General features: G+C 75.1%; 12 protein-coding genes. 1 reads left to right on the top strand and 11 read right to left on the bottom strand.

Annotation, left to right across the window (positions count from 1 at the left end):
• Positions 1-103: 103 nt before the first annotated feature.
• Positions 104-817 (bottom strand): ABC transporter permease, encoded by a 714-nt coding sequence (locus HK417_RS01355; protein WP_222262519.1) that lies wholly within the window; start codon positions 815-817, stop codon positions 104-106.
• The gene (locus HK417_RS01350) at positions 814-1,512 is read right to left on the bottom strand and encodes an ABC transporter permease (protein WP_222262517.1); all 699 of its coding nucleotides are present in this window, start codon (positions 1,510-1,512) and stop codon (positions 814-816) included. Before HK417_RS01350 ends, HK417_RS01355 begins: the two co-directional genes overlap by 4 nt.
• Before the next feature lie 26 nt (positions 1,513-1,538).
• Here HK417_RS01350 and HK417_RS01345 point away from each other — a divergent pair, with 26 nt between their 5' ends.
• The gene (locus HK417_RS01345; RefSeq protein ID WP_222262516.1) at positions 1,539-2,726 is read left to right on the top strand and encodes an ABC transporter ATP-binding protein; all 1,188 of its coding nucleotides are present in this window, start codon (positions 1,539-1,541) and stop codon (positions 2,724-2,726) included.
• A gap of 6 nt (positions 2,727-2,732) precedes the next feature.
• Here the strand turns inward: HK417_RS01345 and HK417_RS01340 are convergent, their stop codons facing one another.
• The 9 genes from HK417_RS01340 to dacB form a co-directional block, all read right to left on the bottom strand.
• Positions 2,733-3,239, bottom strand: coding sequence for a DUF3180 domain-containing protein (locus HK417_RS01340; RefSeq protein WP_222262514.1), 507 nt, complete (start codon positions 3,237-3,239; stop codon positions 2,733-2,735).
• Positions 3,236-3,739: a 2-amino-4-hydroxy-6-hydroxymethyldihydropteridine diphosphokinase gene (gene folK / locus HK417_RS01335; RefSeq protein ID WP_222262512.1), complete on the bottom strand. Its 504-nt coding sequence runs from the start codon at positions 3,737-3,739 to the stop codon at positions 3,236-3,238. Before folK ends, HK417_RS01340 begins: the two co-directional genes overlap by 4 nt.
• On the bottom strand, positions 3,732-4,214 hold the full coding sequence (folB, locus tag HK417_RS01330; protein ID WP_222262510.1) for a dihydroneopterin aldolase: 483 nt from the start codon (positions 4,212-4,214) through the stop codon (positions 3,732-3,734). Before folB ends, folK begins: the two co-directional genes overlap by 8 nt.
• Entirely contained in the window at positions 4,207-5,067 is an 861-nt protein-coding gene (folP, locus tag HK417_RS01325; protein ID WP_308123298.1) for a dihydropteroate synthase, read from the bottom strand. Before folP ends, folB begins: the two co-directional genes overlap by 8 nt.
• A 75-nt stretch (positions 5,068-5,142) precedes the next feature.
• Positions 5,143-5,793, bottom strand: coding sequence for a GTP cyclohydrolase I FolE (folE, locus tag HK417_RS01320; RefSeq protein WP_439957897.1), 651 nt, complete (start codon positions 5,791-5,793; stop codon positions 5,143-5,145).
• Positions 5,790-7,775, bottom strand: coding sequence for an ATP-dependent zinc metalloprotease FtsH (ftsH, locus tag HK417_RS01315; protein WP_222262508.1), 1,986 nt, complete (start codon positions 7,773-7,775; stop codon positions 5,790-5,792). Before ftsH ends, folE begins: the two co-directional genes overlap by 4 nt.
• A 183-nt stretch (positions 7,776-7,958) precedes the next feature.
• The gene (hpt, locus tag HK417_RS27240) at positions 7,959-9,569 is read right to left on the bottom strand and encodes a hypoxanthine phosphoribosyltransferase (protein ID WP_439957896.1); all 1,611 of its coding nucleotides are present in this window, start codon (positions 9,567-9,569) and stop codon (positions 7,959-7,961) included.
• Between the two features lie 26 nt (positions 9,570-9,595).
• The gene (locus tag HK417_RS01300) at positions 9,596-10,690 is read right to left on the bottom strand and encodes a zinc-dependent metalloprotease (RefSeq protein ID WP_222262507.1); all 1,095 of its coding nucleotides are present in this window, start codon (positions 10,688-10,690) and stop codon (positions 9,596-9,598) included.
• A gap of 38 nt (positions 10,691-10,728) precedes the next feature.
• Positions 10,729-13,299 (bottom strand): D-alanyl-D-alanine carboxypeptidase/D-alanyl-D-alanine endopeptidase, encoded by a 2,571-nt coding sequence (gene dacB / locus HK417_RS24820; protein ID WP_308123297.1) that lies wholly within the window; start codon positions 13,297-13,299, stop codon positions 10,729-10,731.
• Positions 13,300-13,338: the final 39 nt, after the last annotated feature.

The following is a 13,338-nucleotide window of genomic DNA, read 5'->3' as shown; positions in this document are numbered from 1 at the left end:
GGGCGCCACGCGTGTCTGGCGGGAGGGATCCCGCGGGGAGCACTCAACCCCCTCCCCCATCTCCCGGGCAAGTCCGTCGCACCACCGGTCGGGTTCGGGCAGCTCAGTCCGGGACCGGCACCGGGACGGCGGCCGCCATCGACGACCGGCGCGGCAGCCGCTTGGCACCCGGCGTCAGCGCCCAGGACGCCGCGGCCAGCACTCCCTCGGTGAGCAGGGCGAGCGCCGCGACCAGGAGGGCGCCGGCCAGCACCGCGCCGTAGTCCTGCTGCCGAAAGCCGAGGGTGATGATCCGGCCCAGTCCGCCGCCGGCCACCAGGGCGGCCAGCGTGGCGGTGGCGACGACCTGGACGGCGGCGGTCCGGATCCCGGTCATGACCAGCGGCGTGGCCAGCGGAAGCTCCGCCCGGAGCAGCAGCTGCCGTCCGGTCATGCCCATGGCGCGGGCGGCCTCGACGACGTCCCGGTCCACCCCCCGGAACCCGACGTAGGCGTTGGTGAGCACCGGCGGCACCGCGAAGACGGCCAGCGCGATCGTCGTCGCCGTCGGCCCGAAACCGATAGGGGTGACCGCGAAGATCGTGAGCAGCGCGAGCGTCGGCACCGCCCGGGAGACGTTGGACAGCGCCACGGTGAACCCGCCGCCCCGCCCCAGGTGCCCGAGCAGCGCGCCGATCGGCAGGCCGACGACCAGCGCGGCCAGCACGGCGAGCGCCGAGATGCGCAGGTGCTGCCGGAGGAGGTCCAGCACCCCGTCGGGGCGGGTCCAGTTGAAGGGGTCGTTGAGCCAGAGCAGCGCGTCCTGGAGCAGGTTCACGACCGCACCCGCCGGGACCACGGCGTCAGCGCCCGCTCGGCGCCGGCGAGCAGCAGGTCGGCCAGCAGCGCGAGCAGCACGCAGCCGACCGCCCCGGTGACGATCTCGGCCCGGTAGAAGTTCGCGTTGAAGCCCCCGGTGATCAGCTGCCCCAGCCCGCCGTGGCCGACGATCACACCCACGGTCACCAGCGCCACCGTGGACACCGTGGCGATCCGCAGTCCGGCCATGAACGACGGCAGGGCGAGCGGCACCTCCACCTGCCAGAACAGCCGGACGCCGCCGTAGCCCATGCCGCGCGCGGCCTCCTTCACGTCCGCGGGCACCGCCTGCAGCCCGGCCAGGAAGTTCCGCACCAGGATGACCAGCGAGTACAGGACCAGGCCGACCAGCACCGTGGTCTCGCTCAGCCCGGTGTAGGGCGCGACGAAGGCGAACATCGCCAGCGACGGGATCGTGTAGACGACGGTCGACAGCCCCAGCACGGGTCCGGCGAGCCACCGGCCGCGCCGGGCCAGCACGGCCAGCGGCAGCGCGATCACCACACCCAGGACGACCGCGGCGACCGTGAGGCGCACGTGCTCGGCCAGGTGGTCCAGGATGGTGCCGCTGTTGTCCGTCACGTACGACCAGTCGAACCAGGGGTTCGGCGCGGCCTCGGCCGCGACCACCGCACCGCTCGACGCGCTCAGCATCGGGCGCCTGCTAGGAAGGCCACGTCGTGGACGCTACTGCCCCCCGGGACCGAACCGCTGCCCGCACGGGCGCGGAGGAGATCCGGCTGGACGGCGTGGCGAAGGTCTACCCGGACGGCACGGTCGCCGTGCGCGAGCTGGACCTGACCTTCGCCGCCGGGGAGATCACCGTGCTCGTCGGGCCGTCCGGGTGCGGCAAGACGACCACGATGAAGATGGTCAACCGCATCATCGAGCCCAGCAGCGGCCGGATCCTGCTCGGCGGGGAGGACGTCACCCGCGTCGACCCGGTGCAGCTGCGCCGGCGGATCGGCTACGTGATCCAGAACGTCGGGCTGTTCCCGCACCAGTCGGTGCGCCGGAACGTGGCGACCGTCCCCCGGCTCCTCGACTGGGACAAGGACCGCACCCGCGACCGGGTGGAGGAGCTGCTGCAGCTGGTCGGCCTGGACCCCGCGACCTACGGCGACCGCTATCCGCACCAGCTCTCCGGCGGCCAGCGGCAGCGGGCCGGCGTGGCCCGGGCGCTGGCCGCCGACCCCGGCGTGCTGCTGATGGACGAGCCGTTCTCCGCCGTCGACCCGATCGTGCGGGAGCGCCTGCAGTCGGAGTTCCTGCGGCTCCAGGAGACCGTGCGCAAGACCATCGTCTTCGTCACCCACGACATCGAGGAGGCGGTCCGCCTCGGCGACCGCATCGCGGTGATGAGCGCCGGCGGGACGATCGAGCAGTTCGCGTCACCCGCCGAGCTGCTGGGCTCCCCCGCCACCCCGTTCGTGGCCGACTTCGTGGGCGCCGACCGCGGGCTCAAGCGGCTCGCGGTCACCGGCATCGACGTCGGCGACCTGGAGCAGCCCCCGGTGGTCGACGTCGGCGACGGCCTGGCCGACGCCCGCGCCGCCCTGCAGCAGGCCGACGCGCGGTGGGCCGTCGTCCTCGACGACCAGAAGCGGCTGCACGGGTGGATCTCCGCCGAACGCGCCGGGGGCACGGGCACCGTGCGCTCGGCCTGCCGGCGGATGGAGGCCTGGGTGCCGGTCTCCGCGACGCTCAAGACCGCGTTCGCCACGATGCTGCAGTACGACGCCGGCTGGGTGGCGGTGCTCGACGGCGACCGGTTCCTCGGCGTCCTCACCCCCGAGTCGCTGCACGCTGCGCTGCGCCGCTCGGTCGACGGCAACGTCCCGGAGACCGCCGGCGCCGCCCGGGCGTGAGGTCGGCTACGCGTGCGGGGCCGGCGCCGGGCCGTCGTCGTCCCCGCCCGGCGGGACCTTGCACACCTGCTCCAGCCACAGCGCGGCGACGGTGAGGCCGGCCGCGAGCACCACCCCGAGCACAGCGGTCACCGTGTCCCCGCGGGCCGCGGTGAGCCGGGACAGCGCGGGGGCGGTGTGCAGCAGCAGCCCGGCCCAGCACCCGGCGACGACGGCCCCGACGTAGGCACTGGCCTGGGCGAGCACTGCCAGCCGCGCCACCAGCATCGGCTCCACCGGCCGGGCGGCCGTCGCGGCCCGGCCGGGCCCGGGGCTGCGGTCCCGCTGGGCCCGCAGCCGGGCGCTGAGGGTGCGCGCGCCCAGCGCCTCGGCGACGGCGAGCACGCCGATCGGCACCGGCAGCCACCAGGCGAACGGCGGCAGCGAGCCGTAGGCCGCGCGCACGACCAGCCAGGCGGCAACCGCCAGCCCGGCGGCGAGCGCCACCAGGTCGCGGCGGCGGACCGGCCTCACGCCAGGTGCTCCCAGCGCACCACCGCGGCGACGTCGTCGGCCGGGAGCGCCGCCACCAGGTCGGCGACCGGCCCGTGCCCGGGCAGGGTGGCGGTGGGCTCGAGGGACAGCCAGGGCACGAGCACGAAGGCGCGCTCCGCGGCGCGCGGGTGCGGAAGGGTCAGCTCCGGGTCGTCGGACAGCACGGGCGTCCCGTCGTCCTCGGTGACCGTGACGACGTCGACGTCCAGCGTGCGGGCCCCCCAGCGCACCTCCCTGGTGCGCCCGGCGGCCAGCTCGAGCTCGTGCGCCAGCGCCAGCCATCCGGCGGCGTCCCGGTCGCCGCGCACGACCGCGATCGCGTTCAGGTACGGCGGCTGCTCGACCGGGCCCCACGGCGGGGTCTCGTACAGCATGGAGCGGGCGACCAGCCCCTCCGCGGTGAGCGCCTCGATGGCGCGGCGGAGCGTGCCGGCGCGGTCGCCGAGGTTGCCGCCGAGGGAGAAGACGGCCCTAGTCATCGGCACCGTTGTCCCGATCTGCCTCTCGGCCCGCCTTAGGGCCCCGCGGCGAGCGTGCGAGGCGTGGGGAGAGGTGGGTCCTCTCCCATGCCCGTGCACGCCGGATGGCGACCGTGACGTCGTCGGCCGGCACCCCCAGGTCGACCTCCGGCTTGTGCACCGTGATCTCGACCGCGTGGACCACCGGGTAGCCCAGGCACAGGTCGGCCAGCCGCTGGGCGAGGGTCTCCAGCAGGTCGACCGGCTCCCCCACCAGCACGGCGTGCAGCCGCTGCGCGAGCTCGGCGTAGTTGACCGTCTTCGCCAGGTCGTCGCCGTCCGCCGCGGGGGCGGTGTCCAGCTCCAGGACGGCGTCGACGCGGAAGGTCTGCCCGCGCTCGCGCTCCTGCGGGTAGACGCCGTGGAAGCCGTACCCGGTCAGCCCGTGCACGGTGATGCGGTCGGGGACCGGTGGGGTGGGGGATGTCCTAGCCACGCCGTCCTCCTCGTCCGCGGGCGCCGGAGACCGCACCCACCACCTTGATCGCGTCCAGGGACTGCACCGGGTCGTGCACCCGCACGCCCCAGGCGCCGGCCTCGGCGGCTAGCACCGACACCGCGGTGGTCGCCGCCTCCCGGCCCTCGGCGGGGCGGACCTCGCCGTCGGGGCCGGCCAGCAGCCGGCCGAGGAACGTCTTGCGGGAGGCACCGACGAGCACCGGCAGCCCGACCGCGACCAGCCGGTCCAGCCGCGCGAGCAGCGCCCAGTTGTGCTCGGCGCGCTTGGCGAAACCCAGCCCGGGGTCGATGACCAGCTGCTCCGGGGCGACGCCGGCCGCGACGACGTCCTCCACGCGGGCGGTGAGCTCCGCGATGACCTCGGTGACGACGTCGCCGTACCGGGCCGCGGCGTACATCTCCCGGCTGTGCCCGCGCCAGTGCATGAGCACCCACGGCACGCCGGCCTCGGCCACCAGCCGGGCCATCCCGGCGTCGGCCAGACCGCCGCTGACGTCGTTGACCAGCACCGCCCCCGCGTGCAGCGCGGCCTCGGCGACCTCGGCGCGGGTGGTGTCCACGCTGACCCGCGCGCCGGCCGCGGCCAGCTCGCGGACCACCGGCACCACCCGGCGGCATTCTTCGTCGGTCTCCACCCGGTCGGCTCCGGGGCGGGTCGACTCGCCGCCGACGTCCACGTAGTCCGCGCCCGCGGCGTGCATCTCCAGGCCGTGCGCGATCGCCGCGGCGGGGTCGGCGTAGCAGCCGCCGTCGGAGAACGAGTCGGGGGTCACGTTGAGGACCCCCATCACCAGGCAGCGCCCCGGCCGCGGCAGCTCGGTCCCGGTCACCGACCCTCGCCGATGGCTCGGTTCCGGGCTCGCTCCGATCCTCGCTCGTTCACCCAGGCGATGCTCACTCGCCCGTCACCCTCGGAGGATGAGGCTCATCGCCTCGCTCCGGGTCGCGGCGCTGTCCCGGAAGATCCCGCGCACTGCCGAGGTGACCGTGGTCGACCCGGGCTTGCGGATGCCGCGCATCGCCATGCACAGGTGCTCGGCCTCGATGACGACGATGACGCCCTGCGGCTTGAGCGCGTCGAAGAGCGCGTCGGCGACCTGCCGCGTCATCCGCTCCTGCACCTGGGGGCGCCGGGCGTAGACCTCGACGAGCCGGGCGAGCTTGGACAGTCCGGTCACCCGGCCGTCGGCGCCGGGGATGTACCCGATGTGCGCGAGGCCGTGGAAGGGCACCAGGTGATGCTCGCAGGTCGAGAACATGGGGATGTCCTTGACCAGCACGAGCTCGTCGTGGTCCTCGTCGAACGTCGTCGCCAGGACCTCGTGGGGGTCCTGGCCGAGCCCGGCGAAGGTCTCGGCGTAGGCACGGGCGACCCGGGCGGGGGTGTCGACCAGCCCCGGGCGGTCGGGGTCCTCCCCCACGGCGATCAGGATCTCCCGGACTGCCGCGGCCACGCGCTCCTGGTCGATGCCGGCGTCGGGCAGGTCGGCGACCGGGTCACCGGTGGCCGGGTCCTGCCCGACCCCGTCGACCCGGCGCTCGAACTGCGTGCTCACCGGCCCTGGGCCGGGGCGCCGACGTCGCCGACCGGCTGTTGCGGGTGGCCGTGGCCGTTGGCCGCGGCCCGCTCGGCGGGCGTGAGCACCGGGGGTCGCTGCGACGGCGTGCGCTTGCCGAAGCCGTTGTACGGTGCCATGGACGGCCGCTTGGTGACGCCGGCACAGATCCGGGCCATGTCCTCGCGGGAGAGGGTCTCCTTCTCGATGAGCTCGAGCACCAGCTCGTCGAGGGTGTCCCGGTACTCGACCAGGATCTCCCAGGCTTCGTCGTGCGCGGCCTCGATCAGGGCGCGCACCTCCGCGTCGATGTCGGCGGCGACGGCGTCGGAGTAGTCCGGCCGCGAGCCCATGTCCCGGCCGAGGAACGGCTCGGACTCGGTGTTGCCGTACTTCACCGCGCCGAGCTTGGCACTCATGCCGTACTGGGTGACCATCGCGCGCGCCATCGAGGTGGCCTTCTCGATGTCGTTGCCGGCACCGGTGGTGGGCTCGTGGAAGACGAGCTCCTCCGCGGCGCGGCCACCCAGCGCGTAGGCCAGGGTGTCGATCATCTCCGACCGCGTCTGGGTGTACTTGTCCTCGGTGGGCAGCACGAGGGTGTGCCCCAGCGAGCGGCCGCGCGGCAGGATCGTCACCTTGTGCACCGGGTCCAGGTTGGGCAGCGCGTGCGCCACCAGGGCGTGCCCGCCCTCGTGGTAGGCGGTGACCTTCTTCTCCTTCTCGCTCATCGCCCGCGTCTTGCGCTCGGGGCCGGCGAGGACCCGGTCGATCGCCTCCTCGAGGGTCTCGTCGGTGATCACCGTCCCGTTGTGCCGGGCGGTGAGCAGCGCGGCCTCGTTGAGCACGTTGGCCAGGTCGGCGCCGGTGAAGCCCGGCGTCCGGCGGGCGACGGTCTCCAGGTCGACGTCGTCGGCCAGCGGCTTGCCGGTGGCGTGCACCTTGAGGACGGCGACGCGGCCGAGCAGGTCCGGCCGGTCGACGGCGATCTGCCGGTCGAAGCGGCCCGGGCGCAGCAGCGCGGGGTCCAGGATGTCGGGCCGGTTCGTGGCGGCGATCATGATGACGCCGCCCTTGACGTCGAACCCGTCCATCTCGACGAGCATCTGGTTCAGGGTCTGCTCGCGCTCGTCGTGCCCGCCGCCCATGCCGGCGCCGCGGTGCCGGCCGACGGCGTCGATCTCGTCGACGAAGATGATCGCCGGCGCGTTGGTCTTGGCCTGCTCGAACAGGTCGCGGACCCGGCTGGCCCCGACGCCGACGAACATCTCGACGAAGTCCGAGCCGGAGATCGAGTAGAACGGCACGCCCGCCTCACCGGCGACCGCGCGGGCGAGCAGCGTCTTGCCGGTGCCGGGCGGGCCGAACAGCAGCACGCCCTTCGGGATCTTCGCGCCGATGGCCTGGAACTTGACCGGGTTCTGCAGGAAGTCCTTGATCTCCTGCAGTTCCTCGATCGCCTCGTCGGCGCCGGCGACGTCGGAGAACGTCGTCTTCGGGGTGTCCTTGCTGACCACCTTGGCCTTGGACTTCCCGAAGGCCATCACCCCGCGGCCGCCGCCCTGCATGGAGTTGAACAGCCAGAACAGCAGCGCCAGCAGCAGCAGGAAGGGCAGGAAGCTCACCAGCAGGCTGGTCAGCAGGCTGGTCTGGGTCACCTGGGTGTCGAAGTCGACCGCCGCGGAGCCGTCCTGCGCCCCCCGGACGAGATCGAAGACGTCCTCCGAGGCCCCCGCCGGGAAGGACGCGGTGACCTTCGTGCTGCCCTCGACCGCGCTCTTCAGGTCGAGGTCAAGCGTCTGTTCCTTGTCGTTGATCGTGACGCTGCGGACGTTCCCGTCGGAGAGCTGTTCCAGCGCGGTGGATGTGGAGACCTCGTCGTAGCCCCCGTTGCCGCGGAACAGGCTCGAGCCCAGGAAGGCGAGCATGACAACGATGGCGATCCAGAACCAGACCGACCGGACGATCTTCTTACGCTCCATACACCGATGCCGGGGGCCGGGGGAGCCCGGCCGGCCCGTCGACCCTCCTGATCGTCACGGGACGCCGCCCGTGACCTCCGGGGGGCACCCCGTCACGGTGCGACGTTCTTGGGACGAAGGTACACCGCAGCACCTGTGCGCCCGGCCCAGAAGGACCCCGCCCCTCCCTGCTAGCGAGCTCGGCTAGGACGAGTAAACCTCGGGCTTCAGCGTCCCGATGTAGGGCAGGTCGCGGTAGCGCTCGGCGTAGTCCAGGCCGTAACCGACGACGAACTCGTTGGGGATGTCGAACCCGATGTACTTCACCGGGACGTCGACCTTCACCGCATCGGGCTTGCGCAGCAGCGCGCAGACCTCCAGCGACGCCGGCCGCCGGCTCCCCAGGTTCTTCAGCAGCCAGGACAGCGTCAGGCCGGAGTCGATGATGTCCTCGAGCACCAGCACGTGCTTGTCGGCGATGTCGCGGTCGAGGTCCTTGAGGATGCGCACCACGCCGGAGGAGCTGGTGGAGCTGCCGTAGGAGGAGACCGCCATGAACTCCATCTGGGTGGGCAGCTGCAGGGCTCGGGCGAAGTCGGACATGAACAGCACCGCGCCCTTGAGGACGCCGACGAGCAGCACCTCCCGGCCGGAGTAGTCCGTGGCGACCGCGGTGGCCAGCTCGCGGATCTTGGCCTGGATCTGCTCGTCGGTGAGCAGCACGTGGTCGATGTCGGGGCCGTAGCCGTGGTCGGGGCCCAGCTGCCCGGTCGCCGGCGCCTCGGAGGTGGCTGGCTCGCTCACGGTCGGGGCTCCTCGGGGGGGTTCGTCGGTGCGGATCGCCGCGTCACCCGCGTCCGGGCCCGGCAGCACCCTCAGCCTGCCAGACGCCCGGATGACCCCGTGACCGCCGGGTAGGTCCACCCGGCCCTGCCCGCGCCAGCGGGTGAGGAGGTCGTCGACGGCGCGCAGGTGGACGGCCTGCAGGTCGGGAACGCCGGCGTCGCGCAACCAGCTGCGCACGATCCGCCGGCGCAGCGCGGCGGTCAGGTCCGCGACCGCGGCGGCCGGGAGCTCGACGGTGCCGTCCAGCCGGGCGGACTCGACGGCGGCGAGCGCGTCCAGGGCGTCGAGGTCCTCGCGCAGCAGCGCCGCGGTGCGAGCCAGCGCCGGCGCCACCCCACCCCCGAGGACCTCCTCCAGCAGGGGCAGCACCTCCTGCCGCAGCCGGACCCGGGTGTAGGCGGGATCGGTGTTCCACGGGTCGTCCCAGACCGGCAGGCCGTGGGCGGCGCAGGCCGCCCGGGTGGTCTCCCGGCGGACGCCGAGCAGCGGGCGCCAGAACGGTGGGCGGTGCTCGACCATGCCGGCGACCGAACGGGGGCCCGATCCGCGGGCCAGCCCGAGCAGCACCGTCTCCGCCTGGTCGTCGAGCGTGTGGCCCAGCGCCACGGTGGCCCCGAGCTCGGCCGCGGCGGTCCGCAGGGCGGCGTACCGGGCGTCCCGGGCCGCGCCCTCCGGACCGCCGTCCGGCCCGACCCGCACGGCGCGGACCAGCACCGGCGCGAGTTCGAGCTCCCGCAGCAGCGCAGCGGTGCGCTCGGCCCGCTCCACGGACCCCGGCTGGAGGCCGTGGTCGACGACCACCGCGCCGACCGGCCGCCCGGCCCGGGGGCCCTCGAAGGCCAGCGCCGCGGCCAGGGCCAGGGAGTCCGCTCCCCCGCTGCAGGCCACGAGCACCGCGGTGTCCAGGGCCGCCAGCCGGGGGCGGACCGCGGAGCGCAGCGCGGCGACGGCTGGCAGGGGTCCGGCCATGCAGGTCGTCGGGGACGGCGCCGGCGTCAGGCGGGGATCGCCGGGCGGGTGCCCAGCACGCGCTCGACCCAGCGGGCCGGCTCGGTCAGCTCCTCGACGAAGGGCAGGTTCTGGGGCCCGGCCCACACCTGGTTGAAGCCCTCCATGCCGACCAGCTCCACCACCCCGCCGACGAAGATCCGCCCGTCGGCGTACTGCTTCATCTTCTGCTCCAGGCCGAGCATCCGGCGCAGCACCCGGTCGATCGGGCCGCGGCCCTTCCGCCGCTGGGCGAAGCGCTTGCGCAGGGTGCGCACGGAGGGGACGACGTCCGGGCCGACGCCGTCCATGACGTACTCCGCGTGCCCCTCGACCAGGCTCATCACCGCGGTCACCTTGTCCAGGACCGCGCGCTGCTCCGGGTCGCGGACCAGCGCCATGATCCCCTGCGGCTCGTCGTCGTCGGGCTCCCCGCCGCGCACCGCGTCGCCCAGGCTGCGCAGCACGTCGCTGAGCCGCTCCCGGAGCACGTCGGGCGTCAGGTCGGTGGCCTGCGCGAACGCCGACACCTGCTCCTCGAGGTAGGTGCGCAGCCAGGGGAAGGCGGTGAACTGCAGCTGGTGGGTGACCTCGTGGAGGCACACCCACAGCCGGAAGTCGGTCGGGTCGACGCCCAGGCGGCGCTCGGTTTCCACGATGTTGGGCGCCACGAGCAGCAGCCGGCCGCCGGTGCCGAACACCTCGTACTGGCCGAGCACCCGGGTGCACAGGAAGGCCAGCACGCCGCCGGCCTGCACGCCGGTCGCCCGGGAGCCGATCGCGGTGGCGAGCGGACCGGGGGCCCGGCCGGCGGCCTGCTGCAGGCCCTCGGCGAGCGGGTCGAGCAACGCGGCCATGCCGGCGGTGTTCGCGTCCAACCAGCCGGGCCGGTCGACGACGGCGACGACGGGCTCGGGCCCATCGGCCACCGGGTGGAGGCCGGTGAGTTCCTCGACGTGGGCCACGGCGGTGGCGGCGGCGCGGTGCAACTCGTCGACGACGGCCGCAGCCTCCTCGCGGGAGGTCTCCGGGCCGGGCTTGACCAAGCGGCGCGCGGTACGGCCGGCGAGGTCCCAGTCGACCAGGGACGAGGCTCGGGTCATCGGTTCACCGTACGCGGCGGCGGAGGCCGCGTCCGGGGTCAGCGGCACCCGCACCCGGCGAGGGCGTCGGCGACCTGGTCGAGGGCGCCCTCCCCGACCGTGAGCGCGCCGACCGTCCCGTCGGCCATGACGGCGAACGCCAGCAGCCGCCCGTCCGCGGTCAGGACCGTGCCGGCCAGGTCGTTCACGCCCTGTAGGGTGCCGGTCTTGGCGCGCACCGAGCCGGGGGTGCCGGAGCCGTCGATGACCGCCCGGTCGGCCAGCGTGCCGTCGTACCCCGCGACCGGCAGCCCGGTGAGCAGATCGGCGGCCCCGGGGATGCTGCCATCAGCGGCGGCGCGCAGCGCGGCGACCAGCAGGCTCGCGGGCACCCGGTCCGCGGACGAGAGGCCGCTGCCGTCGGCCAGGGTGAGCCCGGTGGTGTCCAGACCCGCCCCGGTCAGCGCGTCGGTCACGGCCCGGGCGGCTCCGTCGAAGCTGGCCGGCAGATCACCGGCGAGGGCCACCTGGCGGGCCAGCGACTCGGCGAGCAGGTTGTCCGAGGCGCTGATCGCCTGCTCGACCAGGCGGACGACCGGAGCGGACTCGACCGTGCCCAGCGTGCGTGCCCCGGCCGGGGCCTCGCCGAGGGTCACGGTCGCCCCGGACGCCCCGAGGGCGTCGGCCAGCGCCTGGCCGGCGTCGGTCCCGGGCGCGCCGCTGCGCTGGACGCTGTCGGGGCTCACCCGCGCGCCGTCGACCGCCGTTGCGGTGACCGGCGCCGCGTACGTCGACGGGGCGTCGTCCGGGCCCCATCCCGGCCCGGTCAGCGAGCCGCTGAACAGCGAGTTGTCGACCACTACGCTGGTCACCGGGGTGGTCCCGAGCGCGCTGCGCACCTGCCCGGCCAGGTCGGCGACGGTCGCCGCCCCCGGGTAGTTCACCGACGGGTCGGTGGTCGAGAGGGTGGGATCGCCACCGCCGACGAGCACCACCTCACCGGGGGCGCTGCCGGCGACCACGGTGGTGGGGAGCGTCTGCGCCGGGTCCAGGGTGGTGAGCGCGGCCAGGCCGGTGAGCAGCTTGGCGGTGGACGCCGGCGTGCTCGGGTCCGCGGCGTCCCGGTCGAACAGCACCTCCCCGGTGGCGACGTCGACCACCTGTGCGGAGAGCCCGGAGCCCAGCGCCGGGTCGGCCAGCAGCGGGGTGAGCACCCCGCTGAGCACGGTGGGGTCGGGCACCGGCGCCTCGGCGGAGAGCGAGGCGAGCACCGGGTCGGGGTCGGTCAGTTCGGGGAGGACGGCGTCGGGCACCTGCTCGGCGTCCGCGGGCACCCCGCTGTCGGTGCGCCAGCCGAGCGGGTCGACCGCGAGGAGCACCCCGACGGCCACCACCACGAGGGCGACGATCGCGGCGAGGACGGCGGTCAGCCGCCGGCGGCCCCGCGGGGGGCGGGCACTGGCCCGGGTCGGTCGGGCACCCGCCGCGGGCGGTGTGGCCGCCGTCGGGGGTCGGGCGGGAGCCGCCGGGGCGGGAGTCGGCGCTGGTGCGGGTGCGGGCGACGGACGTGCCGCGGATCGTTCCGGGGCGGACGCGGGTGACGGTCGGGGGCGGGGGCTGGGCCGGAGCGACGCCGGGCGGGCGGGCTGCCCCGGCAGCGGGGCGAACGGCCGCACGGGCTCGGCCGCCGTCTGCTGGGTCGCCGTTTGCTGGGTCGCCGTCTGCTCGGCTGCCGCCTGCTCGGCCGCCTGTCGTTCCGCGGCGGCCTGCTCCGACGCGGCCTGCTCGGCCGCCCGCTGCTCCGCGGCGACCCGTTCCGCGGCGGCCTGGTCAGCGGCAGCCCGCTCGCCCGCCTCACGCTCGGCCGTCTCACGCTGCGCCGCCTCACGCTCGGCACTTTCACGCTGCGCCGCCCCACGCTCGGCCGCCCCACGCTCGGCCGCCCCACGCTCGGCCGCCCCGCGCTCGGCCGCCTCACCCTCGGCCGTCTCGCGCTCGGCCTCGCGGGCTGCCGCCCACGCCTTGACCGCTGCCAGGTCGGCGATCGCCTGCTCGCGAGCGGCCCGCTCCGCCTCCGCCTGCTCCGCCTCGGCGCCTTCTGTCTCAGCCCGCTCGGCCGGACCCGGCTCCGCCTCCCCGGCCGGCTCGGGCCCGGCCGCAGCGGGGCCGGTCTCCCGGTCGACCGCGTCCACGGTGCCCGGTGCCTCTGTCTCCCCCGAGACGCCGAAGCCCGCGGCCTCGGCTCGCGGAGCGATGGTGTCGGCCGGCTGCTCGGCGGGTTGGGGAGCGGCGGCTGCGGTCGGTCGGTCCTCGGTTCCGGAGGTCGGGTCGTCCCCTGGCGCTGCCGGCGCCGCACCGGCTGGCTGCTCGGCGGCCCATGCGCGGACGGCTGCGAGGTCCTCGGCGGCCTGCCGGGCGGCGGCCTCATGGGCGGCAGCCTCGACGGCGGCCTGCTCGGCGGCGGCGCGTGCCTCAGCGGCGGCCGCGGCCGCCGGGGAGGTGGTCTCGCCCCGCTCGGGGGACTCGGGAGCCGGCCCGATCAAGGCGTCGTCGGCCGGCTGCGGGGTCGGGTCGGCGGGCACGCGCTGGTCATCGGCAGGAGCCGGCGTGGACCGGTCGCCGTCCGTCACGGCCGACCCGTCCTGCGGACTCGACGAGATCTCCCCCAC

The organism is Modestobacter marinus (genome assembly GCF_019799945.1).
GTDB lineage: Bacteria > Actinomycetota > Actinomycetes > Mycobacteriales > Geodermatophilaceae > Modestobacter > Modestobacter marinus_B.
Note: the sequence above shows the minus strand (reverse complement) of the source record. Positions and strands in the feature narration are given on the sequence as shown.

Excerpts from the sequence above, each read along its gene's own strand:
- HK417_RS01300 (WP_222262507.1), bottom strand. The coding sequence starts at position 10,690 with ATGACCCGAGCCTCGTCCCTGGTCGACTGGGACCTCGCCGGCCGTACC.
- hpt (WP_439957896.1), bottom strand. The coding sequence starts at position 9,569 with ATGGCCGGACCCCTGCCAGCCGTCGCCGCGCTGCGCTCCGCGGTCCGC.
- folK (WP_222262512.1), bottom strand. The coding sequence starts at position 3,739 with ATGACTAGGGCCGTCTTCTCCCTCGGCGGCAACCTCGGCGACCGCGCC.
- ftsH (WP_222262508.1), bottom strand. The coding sequence starts at position 7,775 with ATGGAGCGTAAGAAGATCGTCCGGTCGGTCTGGTTCTGGATCGCCATC.
- HK417_RS01350 (WP_222262517.1), bottom strand. The coding sequence starts at position 1,512 with ATGCTGAGCGCGTCGAGCGGTGCGGTGGTCGCGGCCGAGGCCGCGCCG.